General features: G+C 71.9%; 14 protein-coding genes. 9 read left to right on the top strand and 5 right to left on the bottom strand.

Annotated elements, in window-relative coordinates; genetic code table 11:
- Positions 1-94 precede the first annotated feature (94 nt).
- From BCD49_RS37155 to BCD49_RS37140, 4 genes are all read left to right on the top strand, one after another.
- On the top strand, positions 95-889 hold the full coding sequence (locus tag BCD49_RS37155; RefSeq protein ID WP_071042450.1) for an isoprenyl transferase: 795 nt from the start codon (positions 95-97) through the stop codon (positions 887-889).
- Position 890: 1 nt separating this feature from the next.
- Complete coding sequence (locus tag BCD49_RS37150; protein ID WP_007519803.1) at positions 891-1,376, top strand: antibiotic biosynthesis monooxygenase family protein; 486 nt, start codon at positions 891-893, stop codon at positions 1,374-1,376.
- Between the two features lie 409 nt (positions 1,377-1,785).
- Entirely contained in the window at positions 1,786-3,147 is a 1,362-nt protein-coding gene (locus tag BCD49_RS37145) for a restriction endonuclease (RefSeq protein ID WP_083401930.1), read from the top strand.
- Between the two features lie 137 nt (positions 3,148-3,284).
- Positions 3,285-4,670, top strand: coding sequence for a glycine--tRNA ligase (locus BCD49_RS37140; protein ID WP_071042448.1), 1,386 nt, complete (start codon positions 3,285-3,287; stop codon positions 4,668-4,670).
- A gap of 175 nt (positions 4,671-4,845) precedes the next feature.
- Here the strand turns inward: BCD49_RS37140 and BCD49_RS37135 are convergent, their stop codons facing one another.
- The 3 genes from BCD49_RS37135 to BCD49_RS37125 are packed head-to-tail and all read right to left on the bottom strand — an operon-like array spanning position 4,846 to position 8,372.
- Positions 4,846-5,595, bottom strand: coding sequence for a hypothetical protein (locus BCD49_RS37135; protein WP_051466387.1), 750 nt, complete (start codon positions 5,593-5,595; stop codon positions 4,846-4,848).
- Complete coding sequence (locus BCD49_RS37130; protein ID WP_083401929.1) at positions 5,582-7,246, bottom strand: VWA domain-containing protein; 1,665 nt, start codon at positions 7,244-7,246, stop codon at positions 5,582-5,584. Before BCD49_RS37130 ends, BCD49_RS37135 begins: the two co-directional genes overlap by 14 nt.
- Positions 7,247-7,253: 7 nt before the next feature.
- Positions 7,254-8,372, bottom strand: coding sequence for a hypothetical protein (locus BCD49_RS37125; RefSeq protein WP_007520181.1), 1,119 nt, complete (start codon positions 8,370-8,372; stop codon positions 7,254-7,256).
- A 369-nt stretch (positions 8,373-8,741) separates the two neighbouring features.
- Between BCD49_RS37125 and BCD49_RS37120 the strand changes: the two genes are divergently transcribed.
- Positions 8,742-9,509 (top strand): ElyC/SanA/YdcF family protein, encoded by a 768-nt coding sequence (locus BCD49_RS37120; protein WP_007520183.1) that lies wholly within the window; start codon positions 8,742-8,744, stop codon positions 9,507-9,509.
- A 560-nt stretch (positions 9,510-10,069) separates the two neighbouring features.
- Complete coding sequence (locus BCD49_RS37115; RefSeq protein ID WP_007520185.1) at positions 10,070-11,941, top strand: transketolase; 1,872 nt, start codon at positions 10,070-10,072, stop codon at positions 11,939-11,941.
- A gap of 80 nt (positions 11,942-12,021) precedes the next feature.
- Here BCD49_RS37115 and BCD49_RS37110 read toward each other — a convergent pair whose 3' ends face one another.
- Entirely contained in the window at positions 12,022-12,558 is a 537-nt protein-coding gene (locus tag BCD49_RS37110) for a PH domain-containing protein (RefSeq protein WP_007520188.1), read from the bottom strand.
- A 372-nt stretch (positions 12,559-12,930) separates the two neighbouring features.
- Complete coding sequence (locus BCD49_RS44500) at positions 12,931-13,086, bottom strand: hypothetical protein (protein ID WP_007520190.1); 156 nt, start codon at positions 13,084-13,086, stop codon at positions 12,931-12,933.
- Positions 13,087-13,198: 112 nt separating this feature from the next.
- Here BCD49_RS44500 and BCD49_RS37105 point away from each other — a divergent pair, with 112 nt between their 5' ends.
- From BCD49_RS37105 to BCD49_RS37095, 3 genes are all read left to right on the top strand, one after another.
- Complete coding sequence (locus tag BCD49_RS37105; protein WP_007520193.1) at positions 13,199-14,482, top strand: deoxyguanosinetriphosphate triphosphohydrolase; 1,284 nt, start codon at positions 13,199-13,201, stop codon at positions 14,480-14,482.
- Positions 14,483-14,777: 295 nt separating this feature from the next.
- On the top strand, positions 14,778-16,709 hold the full coding sequence (gene dnaG / locus BCD49_RS37100) for a DNA primase (protein ID WP_027141000.1): 1,932 nt from the start codon (positions 14,778-14,780) through the stop codon (positions 16,707-16,709).
- A gap of 43 nt (positions 16,710-16,752) precedes the next feature.
- The coding region (locus BCD49_RS37095) for a sigma-70 factor domain-containing protein (protein WP_274535055.1) at positions 16,753-17,265 on the top strand (513 nt) is incomplete at its 3' end.

Here is a 17,265-nt window from a genome sequence, read left to right as displayed (position 1 = left end):
GCACCCCGGTGGGAACGGTCAAGGACCAGGCATAAAGATGGGGGAGGCAATGCGCGTCGGAATCGGGCTGGATCAGCGGGGAGGTGGACTTCCGGTGAGCCTGCAGGATGGCGGGGTCAGGCCCCGCCGGGACCCGCATCCGCACCCGTCCGGGGCGCGTCCGCCGACGCTGCCGAAGGAGCTGGTGCCCCAGCACGTGGCCATCGTCATGGACGGCAACGGCCGCTGGGCGACGCTGCGCGGGCTGCCGCGGACGAAAGGCCACGAGGCGGGCGAGGACGCGCTCTTCGACTGCGTCGAGGGTGCCATCGAGCTCGGCGTCCGGTGGATGTCGGTCTACGCGTTCTCGACGGAGAACTGGAAGCGCTCACCGGACGAGGTGGCCTTCCTGATGCGCTTCGTCGACGGCGTGTTCGGCCGGCGCATCGACGACATGGACGCGCTCGGGGTGCGGGTCCGCTGGGCCGGCCGGCGCCCCCGGCTGTGGAACAGCGTCATCCGCCGCCTGGAGAAGGCCGAGGAGCGCACCCACGCCAACGACCGGCTCACGCTGGCGATGTGCATCAACTACGGCGGCCGGGCCGAGATCGCCGACGCCRCCGCCGCCATCGCCCGGGACGTGAAGAACGGCCTGCTGCGGCCGGAGAAGATCGACGAGCGCACCGTCGCCCGCTACCTCGACGAGCCGGACATGCCCGACGTCGACCTGCTCATCCGTACCTCCGGCGAGCAGCGCCTGTCGAACTTCCTGCTCTGGCAGGCGGCCTACGCCGAGTTCGCGTTCGTCGACACCCTCTGGCCCGACTTCGACCGCCGGGACCTGTGGGCCGCCTGCGAGGACTACGCCCGCCGCGACCGCCGGTACGGCGGCGTCGCGGCCAGTGCCTGACATGCCTGGACCTGGAGCCGAGCCCGCCGCCGACCCGGGCCCGGCCGTCCCGGCCGTCCCGGCCGTCCCGGCCGTCCCGGCCGTCCCGCCCCGCCGTCCTGTGGCGGCGCCCGTGCTGGCGATCGTGCGGTTCCGGCTGCCGGCCGGCTCCGGTGAGACGGCCGCCGCCGGCGAGTTCGCGGCGGGAGCGAGCCGGGCATTGACCGCCCTGGGGCAGGCCGACGGCTACCGGTCAGGCCGGCTCGCACGCGCGGTCGACGACCCGGACGAGTGGGTGCTGGTCACCGAGTGGGACGGCCCGGGTGCCTGGCGGCGGGCGCTGGGCCGGTTCGACGTCAAGATGGAGCTGACTCCGCTGCTGGCCCACGCCGTCGACGCCCCGGGCGCGTTCGAGGTGCTCGTCGGTCAGGACAGTCCCGCGGCCGCCCCCAGCGGCTATGGCTCGGCCCTCGCCCCCGACGCCGCCAGCGCCGCCCCCGGCCGCTGACCCGCCCGCGGGCGGCCTCAACGCCGAACCGAGGCAGACCAGCGTTGCCATAGACAAGCCCATCCGACACGCTTCCCCACCGCCTTGGTCAACTGTGTCAGCTCAGGTGGTCTATAGGGATGCTGGTCTGACACGGTTCGTCTCGCGGCGGGCCCTCCGCGCGCAGCATGCCGGCGGGACACCTGGGCCGGGGCCAGCCGGGAGCCCTGGCGGTCTCGGTTCAGGGCCGCTCGGGCGCGCTGAGCCGTGTGCGCCTGACTGCGGAAGGTAGTCGGTCGGCGTGCGGGCCAGCCTCGGCCCCGCCGGTGCCGCGGCGAGCCGACGGAGGACGCCGGATTCGCCCCGAACTTGGGACCTTGGCCCGGATAGGCTGCCTAAGCTGGCCGTTTCCGCGCCATATGGCCCGACCGTGGGGGAGTGGTTGGAACTCGCGAAGGGCGCGAACACCACGGTGCCGAGCCCGGTGGCGCGGGTGTCGCTCGCATCGAGCCTGCCGGCCCACGCCGTGGACCTGTTCGCGCTCGAGCTGACCGGCGACCGGCGCGTCCGCGACGACGGCGACCTCGCCTTCTACAACCAGCGACGCTCGGCGGACGGCTGCCTGTGGCAGGTCGATGACCGGCGTGTGCGGATCGCGCTCGGCGACCTCGCGGACGACGTCGAGGCGGTGGTCGTGGCCGCCGGTCTGGACGACGGCTGGCTCGGCACGTTCGCCGACGACGCCGGCCTGCGGGTCCGCGTCGAGGAGGCCGGCGAGTCGGCCTGGGACGGGCCCGGCACCGACGGCGGCTGGGCGGTGAGCCACCGGGTCACCGCCGAGGGCGCGGAGCGCTGCGTGGTGCTCGTCGAGCTGTACCGGCGCGGCGGCGGCTGGAAGGTCCGCGCGGTCTCGCAGGGCTGGGAGGCGGGTACCGCGGCGCTGCTGACCGAGCATGGCGTCCGCGTCGAGGAGGCACCCGTCGCCCCCGTCCGGCCCGCGCCGCCGGAGGTCCGCGTCCGGCCCGCCGCCCCGCTGCCGCCCACCCTGCCCGAGATGCCGCGCCGCCCGGCCGGGGGCAGGGCGGAGCCCATCGCCCCGACCAGGCCCTACCCGCGGTCCCCTTGGGGGACCGGCGGGGGCGTCGACCCGTCCGAGGCCCCGACCGCGATCGTCGCCTCCCCGACCGGGGCGTGGCCGGCCTGGCCCCGCCAGTCCGGCGCCGACCCCGCCGACCCCGCCGACCCCGCGGGCGCCGCGGGCGGCCGGGTCAGCGGCTGGGACGGCGCGCGCGCCCGGGGCCGCGATGACAGCGGCGACGACCGTGATGACGGCTCGAACGGCCGGCGTGGCTGGGCGGGCGCCAGCCGGCGGCTGCACGTCCGGCCCGTGGCCAGGGCGGCGCGGCGGGCGCCGCTGGACCTGCTGGCGATGGATCCGTACGACTTCGAGCAGCTGGTCGCGAACCTGTTCACGAAGATGGGCTACAACACCCAGCGCACCGGGCGCTCCGGCGACGGCGGCGTCGACGTGGAGGTGCGCTCCGACGACGCGCTCGCCAGCGGGCTCATCGTGATCTCGGTGAAGCGGCTGAAGCGCACGGTGGCGGCGCACTACGTGCGCGAGCTCGCCGGCACCGTCCACGACCGGGACGCGATCAAGGGGATCCTGGTGACGACGTCGGGTTTCGGCCCCTCGTCCTGGGRGTTCGCGGCGAAGAACCGCCTCGAGCTGGTAGACGGCGAGCGCCTGCGCGCCTGGCTCGCCGAGTACCTCGACCTCGACGTGATCTGAGCGCCCGGCAGGGGACGCCGGGCCCGCTCCGGCGCGGTGCCGGCGCGGGCCGTCACCGGGTGGCCGTCCGAGTCCGTAGGCTGGACCCCTGTACATCGCCTCGACGACGAGACGTCAGTGGTTAAGGAGCAGGGTCCGTGGCAGGCACATCCGACCTGATGGACACCATCGTCAGCCTCTCCAAGCGGCGGGGCCTCGTGTTCCCGTCGAGTGAGATCTACGGCGGTCTGCGGGCGTCCTGGGACTACGGGCCCCTCGGTGTGGAGCTGAAGAACAACGTCAAGCGCGCCTGGTGGAAGGCGGTCGTGCAGGGCCGCGACGACGTGGTCGGCCTCGACTCGTGCGTCATCCTCGCGCGCGAGGTGTGGGAGACCTCCGGTCACGTCGAGGTGTTCACCGACCCGCTGACCGAGTGCACGAACTGCCACAAGCGCTACCGCGCCGACCATCTCGAGGAGGCGTTCGAGGCCAAGCACGGCCGCAAGCCGACCGACCTGTCCGAAGTGGTCTGCGCGAACTGCGGCACCCGGGGCAAGTTCACCGAGCCGAAGAACTTCAACGGCCTGCTCAAGACCTTCCTCGGCCCGGTCGAGGACGCCTCGGGCCTGGCCTACCTGCGCCCCGAGACCGCGCAGGGCATCTTCATCAACTACGCCAACGTCCAGTCGACGGCGCGGCGCAAGCCGCCGTTCGGCATCGGCCAGATCGGCAAGTCGTTCCGCAACGAGATCACCCCGGGCAACTTCATCTTCCGGACCCGCGAGTTCGAGCAGATGGAGATGGAGTTCTTCGTGCCGCCGGGCGAGGACGAGACCTGGCACGACTACTGGATCACCGAGCGGACGAAGTGGTACACCGAGTTCGGCATCAAGCCGGAGAACCTCCGCCACTTCGAGCACCCGAAGGAGAAGCTCTCCCACTACGCCAAGCGCACGGTCGACATCGAGTACCGGTTCAACTTCGCCGGCCTGGAGTGGGGTGAGCTGGAGGGCATCGCGAACCGCACCGACTTCGACCTGACCGCGCACTCCAAGGGCTCAGGCGCCGACCTGTCGTACTTCGACCAGGCGACGGGCACCCGTTACACGCCGTTCGTCATCGAGCCGGCGGCCGGCGCCGACCGGACCACGCTCGCCTTCCTGCTCGACGCCTACGACGAGGACGAGGCGCCGAACACGAAGGGCGGCGTCGACCGGCGCATCGTGCTGCGCCTCGACCCGCGGCTGGCCCCGGTGAAGGCCGCGGTGCTGCCGCTGTCCCGCCACGCCGACCTGTCGCCCGTCGCCAAGGACCTCGCCKCCGAGCTGCGCCGGCACTGGAACGTCGAGTACGACGACTCCCAGGCCATCGGCCGCCGCTACCGGCGCCAGGACGAGATTGGCACCCCGTACTGCGTCACCGTCGACTTCGACACGCTGACCGACCAGGCCGTGACGATCCGCGAGCGCGACTCGATGGCCCAGCAGCGCATCGCCCTCGACAAGGTCGTCACCTATCTGAACGCCCAGCTGGGCCCGATGTAGGCACTCGGCCGCCGGAGTCCGCCGGGCGCCCGGCGGCCGAACGTTGTCCCCCGGGTGTGCGATCCCGCAGACATTTGGGGGACACGATCGGGACATTCGGGGGACAGGTTTGCTACTGTCGAGTACAACGGCGTCGACCGGAAGTACCCCCCGAGCTTCCGATCGGCGCCGTTCTTCATTTCCTGGCGTCCGGCGGGTCGCTCGGGTCCACGGGCTCCGGCTGGTCGGGAATCTCGAGGGCGTTCGGGCCGAACCGGTCGGCCAGGAAGCGCTCGTGGGCGAGCAGCCGGCTTGCCTCGCCGCTGCTGGCGTCCTCGGTCACCTCCCGAACGGCCCGCTCCAGCAACACCAGCTGGTCGAGCAGCACCTGGCGGGGCGTGCGCCCGTCGCGCAGGCGGTGCGTTCCGGCGAACGTTCGCGGCAGGCTCAGGTAACTGTCCAACGCGGTCGGCAGGTAGTCATCCACGAGCCGTTCGACGAGGTCGGTCTCCGGCGAGCCCCGGCGCAGCAGCCCCGGACGGTCGAACAGCTCGTCGAGCGCGGTGGTGACTCGCTCGGTCGCACGGATCACCTCCGTCGGGGCTCGGCCGATGAGCGACTTGTGGTGCGCCTGGGCCGCTGCCCGCAGCCGTTCGACGTCCACCCGGTCGCCGTAGTCCTCGCCGAGGGCGTCGAGGACATCGGGTCCGCTCGCGGCCCGGCGAGGGAACGCCAGCGCGCCCGCCGCGTAGAGCGCCGCGACGCCCAGCGGCCACCAGGGGGCCGGGATGACCCCGAGGACCCCCAGCAGTACGCCGAGGAGCGCGCCGACGCACCCGAGGATGTTGCGGCCGGACCCGAGCCAGCCCATGAGGCCCCCGCCAGCGGGGCTGGCGGGCGGACCTGCGGGGGTGTCCCGGCCTTCGCGGTCCCTACTGGTAGCCACGGATCTCCCGGAACACGTCGGACAGGGACACACCCGGCGCTGTGGCGTCAAAGACCGCCCCGCCGGTGTTGGTCGCGATGGCGGTGAGCGCGTCCCGGTCGGCCTCGCCGAAGACGACCGCGAACGTGCGCACGGCGCGGGCCCCGGCGGGCCGGGCGTCGTAGCGGCTGGTGAACCCGTCGGCGTCGAGGCCGCTGTTGGTCTCGCCGTCGGTCATCAGCACGATCGACGTCAGCGCGGTCGGGTCGGCCTTCATTGCCTGGGTCGCCTTGTCGTAGGCGGCGTCGAGCGCGGTGTAGACGGCGGTGTTGCCGCCCGCCCGCAGTGACCCGGCGAAACCGGTGATGGCTTTCAGGTCCGCCGAGCCGGGGCTCGGGTCGGTGATGGTGAAGTCGCGGGTGCCGGTCACCTTGCTGCTGAAGGTGATCATGGTGACGTGCTCCCGGCCGCGGAACCGGGCGAACCGGCCGGCGAGGCTGTCGTCCGCCCCGGTCAGCCCGACGAGGGCCTGTTGGAGCGCGGCCAGCCGGTCGCCCTCCATGGAGCCCGAGACGTCCAGCACGTAGATCGCGTGCGTGGGGCGGCGGTACTCGTCGAAGTAGGCGGCGAGCAGCTGGTCGGCGACCTGCTGGGTGGCCGGGAACGGCAGCTCGATCGGCGTGTTGGTGCCGAAGCGGGCGTCCAGGGGAACACCGGGGACGGCGGGGCGGCGGCTGGTGTCGTTCTGGATGCGGCGCTGAGCCTCGGGGGAGCGCAGCCAGTCGACGACGCGGGTGTACTCGTCGCGGCGGTTGTCGGCGAGCAGGGCCATCGGGTAGTCGGCGGTGATGACGCCGTCGTGCGGGCGGATGATCGTGATCGGGCCGGCCGCGCCGGAGCGCTGCAGGGTGAGCAGCACCGACTCGTAGTTGATCATCGCGCCGACGCTGGTGGCGGGGGCCTTGACGAAGGCGTCGGTCAGCCAGCCGGAGCTGCCGGCGGTGAGCACCTGGCCGGAGAAGAAGCTGGTGAGCGGGGCGGTCTTGATGTCGGAGGCCTGCAGCGCGTCGCCGGTGCCGGCGAACGCCGCCGCCACCCCGACGAGCGCGGAGAAGCCGGAGTTGGAGGCGGCCGGGTTGGTCATGGCGTAGGTGAGCTGGCCGGAGGCGACCTTCGCGGCGATGTCGCCCCAGCTGACCTGCGTGTCGCCCGTCCAGCCGAACTGCTGCGCGAGCGGGGTCCGGAGGCCGAGGACCACCGGGGAGAGCATCACAGGGGTGCGGACCAGCTCCTTGGCCGGACCGCCGGGCAGAAGGCGCAGGTAGCGGTCGGAGGAGAACCAGGCGGCATCCGCGTCCGCGCCGCCGTGCAGGATCTTGTCGGCCCCGTCGAGGGTGCCGGTGTAGCTCAGCGTGACGGTGATGCCGGTCGCCTTCTTCAGGTCCGGCAGCAGCGGTTCGAGGTCCTTCAGCTCGGAGCCGGCGAGTATGCGCAACGTCCCCGGCTTGCTCGGCGGCGGTGGCGAGGCGCTGGCATCGGTGCCGCCCGAGCCGCCGCCGGTGCAGCCGGCGAGGAGTGCGGCGAGCAGCGCGGCGGCGGTGCCGGCCGCCGCGAGCGCGCCAGACGGCCTGCGCGGCCGGCCGCGCCGCCACGGGACGATCTTGTGGCTCATCCGGCCCCTATCCGTTGTACGCCTTGTCGATCTGGCTGATCATCCGTTCGGAGATCGCTTGTGTCGGCGGATCGACGACGTTGGCCAGCTGTGGCGGCGGACCGATGCCGCCGCCGCCCGCGTTGCCGGCGGGCTGGGCGCCGTTGGAGGTGCGGAAGCCGAGGCGGACCGCGAGCTCCTGCAACGTCGTGTCGGTGGCCAGCAGCTTCGCGACTTCCTCGCCCGCGTCGGTCCGCGGGACCGCGGTGTGCTTGGCGTAGATCGTCGGGCTCGGGTAGACGAGAACCCGGCCCTGCGTGATCGCCTTGTCGTTCGCGATCTGGTGCGCCCGGAACTGCGACTCGTAGATCATGACCATCGGCATCTTGGAGCTGCCGATCGACAGGTAGTCGTTGAACGGCCCCTCCGTGGACGGGTCCGTGTAGCCCTGCCCGGTGAACAGCGGGGCGAGTTGGGTGCCCAGCCTGTCGGCCGTCGTCGCGTCGCTCACGACCTGGTTGCTGTTTTCCACGTAGGAGGCGAGCGCCAGGTAGACGGCCGCCGAGTTCGACGCGCGGACGTCCGTCGACTTGATCAGCATCGGTCCGGGGTTCGAGTACGCGGTGTTGTCCTTGAGGTCGGACCAGCGGGTGCCGTCCGTCACCAGGTCGAGGTACTTGCGCATGTCGAAGTAGCTGACGTTCCCGTCGGGCTTGATGACGCCCTCGGTGGTCAGGGCCCGCACGATCGGCTCGAAGGTCGCGATCGCGATCGGTGTGAAGAACAGCGGGTAGGAGGCACGGGTGATCTTCTGGTCGCGCCGGATCTGGTCGGCCTGCGGGGAGTTCGACGGCAGCGCGATGTCGTAGCCGTCCAGGTCGCGCTTGACGATCTCGCGAGAGCCCGCGGTGTCGACCCGCAGCCGGTACCCGAGCTCGGCGAGGCGCTTGGTCACGTCCGGGTTGGTCAGGTACGGCTGCGTTTCCGAGCCGCCCAGGATGCGGACGTCGGTGAGCTTGCCACCCTGCCCACCCCCGTCCTTGCCGCCGGTGAGTCGGGGGACGACGGCGAGCGTCACCACCCCGAGCACCAGCAGCACGGCGAGGACCGGACCTATGACGCGGCCGCGGCCGCGAGCAGTAGCCACCTGCCGCCCTCCTCCGTGCTCTGTGGTCTCTGTGGTCCGCGTGTCGGATCCTCGCGCCGGATCACCGCGTAGGACCGTTTCGCGGCGCATCGTGGCAAACATCCGAACCTCGCGCATGTCGCGGGGGCGACTGTCGGTGGCCTTGTCATGCGATGTTCATCTTTGGTTCAGCGGGTGAGCGGACGGGGCCGTCCCGGCCGGACCACATCCGTTGGCGCGATCACGCCTGTCCCAGGGCGTGATCCGCCTTAGACGGGGAATGCAGACCACCGTGGACCATCCGGGCAGGAGAGGTCGTCGCGGGCGGAACGGGTGTCCCGCGAAAAAGGGCGCAAGTCGGGTCGATAGGGTCTGCGGGGGAGGAGTCCAGTGATCCGAACCCTAGGTCGCCGCGCCACGGGCGCGCGGCCTGCCGCGAACGCCGAGCCGGCCACGCCCGCGACGGCACCAGCGACGAAGGCGCCCACCGCGCCTCGCCGCCGGCCCGGGCTGGTGCGCGGGTTGCGCGTGCCCTGGTGGCTGTGGCTGGTGCGCGGGGTGCTCGCCCTGGTGGTCGGTGTGATCGTCTTCATGTTGGTCACCATCGGGCAGGTGTGGTCGGTCGGCAGCCAGGATCACCGGCCCCGTTCGGATGCCCTGGTCGTGCTCGGCGCGTCGCAGTACAACGGCCGGCCGTCGGCGGTCTTCGCCGCCMGGCTGGACCACGCCGCCGAGCTCTACCGTGCGGGGGTCGCCCCGCTGGTGATCACCGTCGGCGGCCGGATCCCCGGCGACCCGTTCTCCGAGGCCGGCGTCGGYGCGTCCTACCTCGTCAAGCAGGGCGTGCCGGCCTCGGCGGTGCTCGCGGTCCCGGAGGGAAGGGACACACTCCAGTCCCTGGTAGCCGCTGCGGGGGAGATGAACACCCGGTCACTGCGCAGCGCGGTGGTCGTCACCGATCGTTGGCACAGCCTGCGCTCGGTGGCCATGGCCCGAGACCTGGGTCTGAGGGCGACCACCTCGCCGACCCGGACCGGTCCGGCGAACCGTGGGTGGGACACCCAGGCCCGCTACATCGTGCGGGAGGCGATCGGGTACCGCTGGTATCAGATGTTCCACCGCGCGACCCCGTCCGGCGCCGGCGCCCCGGCCGTCTAGCCGGCCATCCGGCCTCCGGCCATGCGGCCATGCGGCCATGCGGCCATGCGGCCATGCGGCCATGCGGCCATGCGGCCATGCGGCCATGCGGCCATGCGGCCATGCGGCCATGTGACGGTCCTGAGCTGCCCTGAGCCCGCGTTCCTGCAATCCGCGCTTTCGTGGTGTTCGCACCCGGCGGGGAGAACCTCGGTCGCGGCCGGTTTGCTGTTTGCTCCAACAAACTTCGCGTGAGGTCTGTCGTGGCGATCTGGCGGTGTGGTTCGCTGGTCACGGTGCGGTGTTCGGTGGCGACGCGACTCTGACCAGCCAGTGGCTGGCGGTCGGAACTTATGCCCGCGCCCGACGTGGTGTATCTGGCGGCGGGCGGTGCGCGACTGTTTCTCGTCGCGCCGCCGAAGGCCGCCGGAACCTGGGATGTGACGCACATCCCCATGGCTTGGCGGACATTGAGGCCGTCTGCCGCGCTGGTACGGTTCGGAACGCTTAGACGCCGGGTAGTGCGACGACGGGTAGGTCGGTGTGGACCTACCGCCGGCGTCGCGATGGAGGAGGCAGGCGTGGCAAGTCCCGTGTCCGAAGCTGTGGACGTGGCCGACCTGGAAACGGTTCGCGAACTCGCTCGACAGCTGAGGGTCGACTCGATCCGGTCCAGCACGTCGGCGGGTTCGGGGCACCCTACGTCGTCGATGTCGGCCGCCGACCTGCTGGCCGTGCTGGTCGCCCGTCACCTGCGTTACGACTGGGACAACCCGGGCGACCCCGCGAACGATCACCTGATCTTCTCGAAGGGGCATGCGTCCCCGCTGCTCTATTCGGTCTACAAGGCCGTCGGCGTGGTCACCGACGAGGAGCTGATGACCGGCTACCGCCGGTTCGGCCAGCGCCTGCAGGGCCACCCGACGCCCGTGCTGCCCTGGGTGGACGTGGCGACCGGGTCGCTCGGCCAGGGCCTGCCCGACGCGGTGGGCGTCGCGCTCGCCGGCAAGTACCTCGACAAGAGCCCCTACCGGGTCTGGGTCCTCTGCGGTGACAGCGAGATGGCCGAGGGCTCGATGTGGGAGGCCTTCGACAAGGCATCGATCTACGAGCTGTCGAACCTGGTCGCGATCATCGACGTCAACCGGCTCGGTCAGCGTGGCCCGACCGAGCTCGGCTGGGACCTGGCGACCTACGCCCATCGGATCAGCGCTTTCGGCGTCAAGACGATCCAGATCGACGGCCACGACCTCGACGCGATCGACGCGGCGCTCACCGAGGCCGACGGGTACGACGGGCCGGTGGCCATCATCGCCCGCACCATCAAGGGCGACGGGTTCAGCGAGATCGCCGACCACGAGGGCTGGCATGGTAAGCCGCTGCCGGCCGACATGGCCGAGCGTGCCATCGCCGAGCTCGGTGGTGAGCGCAACCTGCGCGTGCGCGGCCCGGTGCCCGGGCCGTCACTGCCCCGGCCGGCGGCTCGGGCCGACGTGCAGGTCACGCTGCCCACGTGGGAGATCGGCACCAAGGTGGCGACTCGAAAGGCCTACGGCGAGGCGCTGGCGGCCGTCGGCGCGCGCGGCGACGTCGTCGCCCTGGACGCCGAGGTGAGCAACTCGACGTACTCCGACGACTTCAAGAAGGCCCACCCCGAGCGGTTCTTCGAGATGTTCATCGCCGAGCAGCAGATGGTCGCCGCCGCGGTGGGCCTGCAGGTGCGCGGCTACGTGCCGTTCGCCTCCACCTTCGCGGCGTTCCTCTCGCGCGCATATGACTTCATCCGGATGGCCGCCGTCTCGCATGCCGACATCCGGCTCTCCGGCTCGCACGCCGGGGTGGAGATCGGCGCCGACGGCCCGTCGCAGATGGCGCTGGAGGACCTGGCGATGATCCGCGCGGTCGGCGGGTCGACCGTGCTCTACCCGAGCGACGCCACCAGCACGGCCAAGCTCGTCGCCGCGATGGCGGACCTCGAGGGTGTCAGCTACATGCGCACGACCCGAGGCGCCTACCCGGTGCTGTACAGGCCGGACGAGCCGTTCGCGCCCGGTGGATCCAAGGTGCTACGCAGCTCGGACGCCGACGTGGTCACGCTCATCGGCGCGGGTGTCACCCTGCACCAGGCGCTCGCCGCCGCGGACGTGCTCGCCGCGGACGGCATCGTCGCCCGGGTGATCGACCTTTACTCGATCAAGCCGGTAGACAAGGCGACTCTGAGCGAGGCGGCGAACGCGACCGCCGGGCGGATCGTCGTCGCCGAGGACCACTGGCCGGAGGGCGGGATCGGCGGCGCCGTGCTCGAGGCGCTCGGGGACGGGAGCGTCCCGCTGCGGCTGAGCCACCTGGCCGTTCGGGAGCTGCCCGGTTCCGGCACCCCGGAGGAGCTGCTCGACTTCGCCGGCATCTCTGCCAAGCACATCGCCGAAGCGGCCCGCGCCCTGCTCGCATAGCCAGACGGTCCCCGGCCAAGCGATGGGCCCCCGCCACCTGGAAGGTGGCGGGGGCCCATTCGCGTTCCCGTGGTCTCGTCTCAATCGTCCTCGGCGGGCTTCGGGCCGCCGCCGAAGGTCATGTCCAGCAGGGTGATGTAGAGCTGGTCCGGCTTGGGGATGTAGGGCAGCCGGTTCAGCGCCTGGTCCTGGCCGGCGGACTCGACCTTGAACTCCCCGTAGCCGAGCACCCGGCCGAGCGGGTCCCGGGTGTAGGTCATGTCGGTGATCTTGCTGAGCGGCATCGTCTGGGCCTTGCGCACGAAGACCCCGGACACCTTCAGCAGCCGCTTGTCCGTGATCATCAGGTGGTCCATGTGCCAGTCGGTGATCCGCCAGAGAGCGCGCAGGATCATGAACAGGGCGAAGTACCACAGCAACGTGGTGACGAACGTGCCGCCGCCGCGGACCGCGAGGAAGATGTTGACGGCGAGCGCGAGCGCGATGGCGCCGGCGGTCTCGGCGACCACGCGAAGCAGGACGGCCCAGTGCAGCCGGACCATCGATACCAGCCGCTCCTGGGAGGCCAGGTACTTCAGGTCGCGGTTGGCGGGGTCAGGAAGGCGGAGTCTCACCACAGCGGCAGTGTCCCAGACTGATCAGGATGCGGGAGCGGGAATACGGCGCGATCTCGAGGGCGAGGCCACGACGTCGTCCGGGCGCCGTTCCGCTCGTCCCGGTCGAGTGYCCTGCCCGCCCCGTGCCCGGCCCCGCGCCGATGGCGCCGAGCCGGGCGGGCCATGCGGGCTGGCGCCCGGCGCCGGTGGCGGCGCGCCTCTGGTGACGTCACCCACCAACCTGGCCGGGCCGCCGGTCTCCCGGACCGGACTGCCGGCCTCCCTGGGCAAGCCGCCGGCCTCCCTGGTCGGGCTGCCGGCCTTCGCCCATGTCCGGCTCCCGCCGTCCGTGCCCGGCCCGACKGGCGCGGACGCCCGAACGAGTTGCGCCGGTCACAGGGCGGTCTGGGTGACGAAGTCGGACACGCCATTGCCGATGGACTGGAGCCCGTCGATGCCCTTGGAGATGATGCTCGCCGCACTGTCCGGCTGGGTCACCACGAAGAACAGCACGAAGGCGATGATCAAATACTTGACGATGTTGTTCACGGCGGGCCTCCGGGCCGAGTGCTAGGGGGTGCGGCACAAAGTATGGTCGCTACGTCGACCCCAGGCAGGGCGTTCCTCCCGAAATGGCTCGGCCGGTGAGGTGGGATCCTTGATGACCTGGTATGACGACGCGGACGTACAACGTCGACTGGACGAGCGCCCGAAGGCTACACCGGACCAGCGTGGTGCCTTCGCTCGGGATCGTGCCCGCGTGTTGCATTCGAGCGCCTTGCGGCGGCTCGCGGCAAAAACGCAGGTCATGGGCCCGCTGGATGACGACTTCCCGCGCACCCGGCTCACGCACTCTCTGGAAACGGCGCAGATTGGCCGGGAACTCGCCGCGGCGCTCGGGGCCGACGCCGACCTCGTCGACACGGCCTGCCTCGCACATGACCTTGGTCACCCTCCTTTCGGGCACAACGGCGAGCGCGCGCTCAACGTCGCCGCCACGACCTGTGGTGGATTCGAGGGCAACGCGCAGAGTTTTCGCGAGCTGACCAGGCTCGAGGCCAAGACCGTGGACCAGACCGGAGCGCCGGGTGGGCTGAACCTGACCAGGGCCACCCTCGACGCGACGCTGAAGTACCCCTGGCCCCGGCCAGGGGGCGCCGCCGGCTCCGGCTCCGGCTGCGCCCAGCCGGACCTGACCGCGCGCAAGTACGGCGTCTACGACGACGACCTGGCAGCGTTCCAGTGGGTCCGCGCGGACGCCCCCGACAGCCGGCGCTGCCTGGAGGCGCAGATCATGGACTGGGCCGACGACGTCGCCTACTCCGTGCACGACCTCGAGGACGGCGTCGTCGGCGGCCTGGTGGACCTCGCGGCGATCCTGGCGCCGGCCGGGCGGGCCGAGCTCGCCGACTACACGGCCGGCCTCTACGGCGCCGACGCGGCGGCGGTCGCCGAGGCGTTGGCGCGGCTGGCCGCCCAGCCCTGGTGGGGCGCGCCCAGTCCCACCTCGGCCGCGGGCCTCGCCGCGCTGCGCACGATGACGAGCGAGCTGGTGGCCCGCTTCACCGCCGCCGCCCGCGTCGCGACCCAGGAGCGATTCGGCGGCGGTCCGCTGCGCCGATACCGGGCGGACCTGGTCGTCCCGGCGGACATCCGGGCCGAGTGCGTGGCGCTGAAGGGCGTGGCCTGGTACTTCGTCATCGGCCTGCGCTCCGGGGACGCGCGCCGCGCGCGCCAGCGTGAGGTGGTCGCCGAGCTCGTCGACCTCATAGCCGCCGGTGCGCCCGAGACCCTGGAGCCCCTTCTGCGCCCGGGCTGGCGGGCCGCCCCTGACGACCCGTCCCGGCTGCGTATCGTGATCGACCAGGTGGCCCGRCTCACCGACGCCAGCGCGAGCCGACGGCACGCGGAGCTGAAGGGCCGCCCGCTTCCACACGTACTGTGAGATCCAGACGCTCCGCGCCCATTGCCCAGAACACCGCAAGATCGGTACTGTCGCGTTCGCGACAAGTACCATCAGCGCGTAGGGGTTGTGTGGGCGGCACTTGCGTGGGCGGCGACCGTGTGTGCCGTTGTGCTGTGCCCGGTGATGGTTGATGAGCTGGGCCGGTACGCCAGGTTCTCATACCTGGCAGGTGCCCATCTCACCCACCCGGCGTCGGCACGCGGCAGGATCTCGCCGTCGGCCGAGTCCGCTCGTCGACTGACCGGCACGGGCCGGACGCGCAGGGGAGGGACCGTTGGCCGGACGCATCCGCGACGCGGACATCGCCCTCATCCGCGAGCGGGCCCGGATCGAGGACGTCATCGGCGAGCACGTCCAGCTGCGCCCGGCCGGCAGTGACAACCTGCGCGGGCTGTGCCCGTTCCACGAAGAGAAGACGCCCTCGTTCAACGTCAGGCCGTCGACCGGGGTCTACCACTGCTTCGGCTGCGAGCAGGGCGGCGACGTCATCCACTTCGTCCGCGCGATCGACGGGCTGAGCTTCCCCGAGGCCGTCGAGCGGCTCGCCCGCAAGGCCGGCGTCACCCTGACCTATGAGGGCGGCGGCACGACCAGCCGCTCGGTCACCAGCCAGCGTCAGCGCCTGCTGGACGCCCACCGCGCCGCCGCCCAGTTCTACGCCGAGCAGCTGTCCGCGGCGCCATCGGCCCGCGCCGGCTGGGACTTCCTCGCCGCCCGCGGCTTCGGCGCCGACGTCGTGGCCCACTTCGGTGTCGGCTACGCCCCGCAGGGCTGGGACGAGCTGACCCGCCACCTGCTCGCCCGCCGGTTCACCGCCGAGGAGCTGGAGCTCGGCGGGCTGGCCAAGCGGAGCGCCCGTGGCGGGCTGGTCGACCGGTTTCGCCACCGGCTCGTCTGGCCGATCAGGGATCTGTCCGGCGAGGTCGTCGGCTTCGGCGGGCGACGGCTCGCGGACGACGACGAGAAGGCCGGCCCCAAGTACCTCAACAGCCCCGAGACACCGCTGTTCAAGAAGGCGCACCTGCTCTACGGCGCCGACCTCGCCCGCCGCGAGATCGCCCGCCGCTACCAGGTCGTCGTCGTCGAGGGCTACACCGACGTGATGGCCTGCCATCTCGCCGGCGTCGCCACGGCCGTCGCGACCTGTGGCACCGCGTTCGGGTCGGACCATGTCGGCACCGTCCGCCGGCTGCTGATGGACTCCGACGCCCAGCGTGGTGAGGTCATCTTCGCCTTCGACGGCGACGCGGCCGGGCAGAAGGCGGCGATGCGTGCCTTCGAGCACGAGGAGCGCTTCGTCACCCAGACCTACGTCGCCGTCGAGCCGTCCGGGCTCGACCCGTGCGATCTGCGGCTGGCTCACGGTGACGCGGCCGTACGCGACCTCGTCGCGAGCCGGGTGCCGCTGGTCGAGTTCGCGCTGCGGCAGGTGGTCGGCCGTCACGACCTCGACAGCATCGAGGGCCGCGTCGCGGCGCTCGACGCCGCCGCTCCGATCGTCAACCGGGTCAAGGACTGGTCGCTGCGGCAGCGCTACACCGTCCAGCTCGACCGGTGGACAGGCTTCAACGACGAGGAGTTCGTGCTGCGCCGCGTCGCCGAGCACCCGTCGGCGCCGATGCTCGACGGCCCGCCCGGCCGCCGCGGCGGCAAGGGCACCGGTCGGCCGGCCGCCGCGGCGGCCCCGCGGGGCGGCCGCGGCGGCCCGCCCGGCGGCCCCGACGACCCGGCGGTGATCGTCGAGCGGGAGACGCTCAAGATCGCCGTGCAGTGCCCCGGGCTTGCCGGGCCGATGTTCGACCAGCTCGACCCCGAGGTGTTCACGGTGCCCGAGCACCGCGCGGTGCTCGCGGCGATCGCCGCCGCCGGCGGCGTCTGCGCCGGGCTCGCCGCCGCAGGCGACGTGCCCAGCTGGGTGGCCCTGGTGGTCGCGGCGACCCCGCACGAGCCGGTCGCGCGGCTGGTCACGGCGCTCGCGGTCGAGCCGATGCTGGTGGACCACGAGGTCGACGACGGCTACGTCGCCGCGCAGCTGGCGCGGGTGCAGGAGACGGCCGTCGACCGCCGGATCAACGAGGTGAAGTCGCGGGTCCAGCGGCTGAATCCGGTGAACGACCCCGAGGCGTTCAACCAGGCGTTCGGCGAGCTCATAGCGCTCGAACAGTACAAGAAAGAACTCCGGGGACGAGGCAGCGGTGCCACGTGACCTGGGTCGATCCCGCCGAGAAGGAAGTGACGAGATTCCGCCCATGCGCACCCAGACCGTCCTGCCGCGAGTAGCCCAGGTCGACGAGGTCAAGGACCTCGTCACCCGGGGCAAGGAGACCGGCTTTCTCACCACCGACGACATCACGGTGGCGATCCAGGCCGCCGAGCTGCCGCAGGAGCAGGCCGAGCAGGTGATGTCGCTCCTGAACGACGAGGGCATCGAGATCCTCGACCCGCGCTCGGACTCGGGTGACGCCGCGGACCTGCTCGCGCGCCGCCGCCGTGAGGAGGCGGACCTCGCCGCCAAGGCGCCCACGTCCGACCCGGTGCGCATGTACCTCAAGGAGATCGGCAAGGTCCCGCTGCTGACCGCCGAGGAGGAGRTCGACCTCGCCAAGCGGATCGAGGCCGGCCTGTTCGCCGCCGAGAAGCTCAGCGAGGCGCGGCGGGTGACCGTCGCGCTGCGCGTCGACCTGGAGGCGGTCGAGCGGGACGGCAACGTCGCAAAGCGCAAGCTGGTCGAGGCGAACCTGCGGCTGGTGGTCTCCATCGCC

The organism is Pseudofrankia sp. EUN1h (genome assembly GCF_001854645.1).
GTDB classification, from domain to species: domain Bacteria; phylum Actinomycetota; class Actinomycetes; order Frankiales; family Frankiaceae; genus Pseudofrankia; species Pseudofrankia saprophytica.
This window is presented reverse-complemented; position numbering and strand designations above follow the sequence as displayed.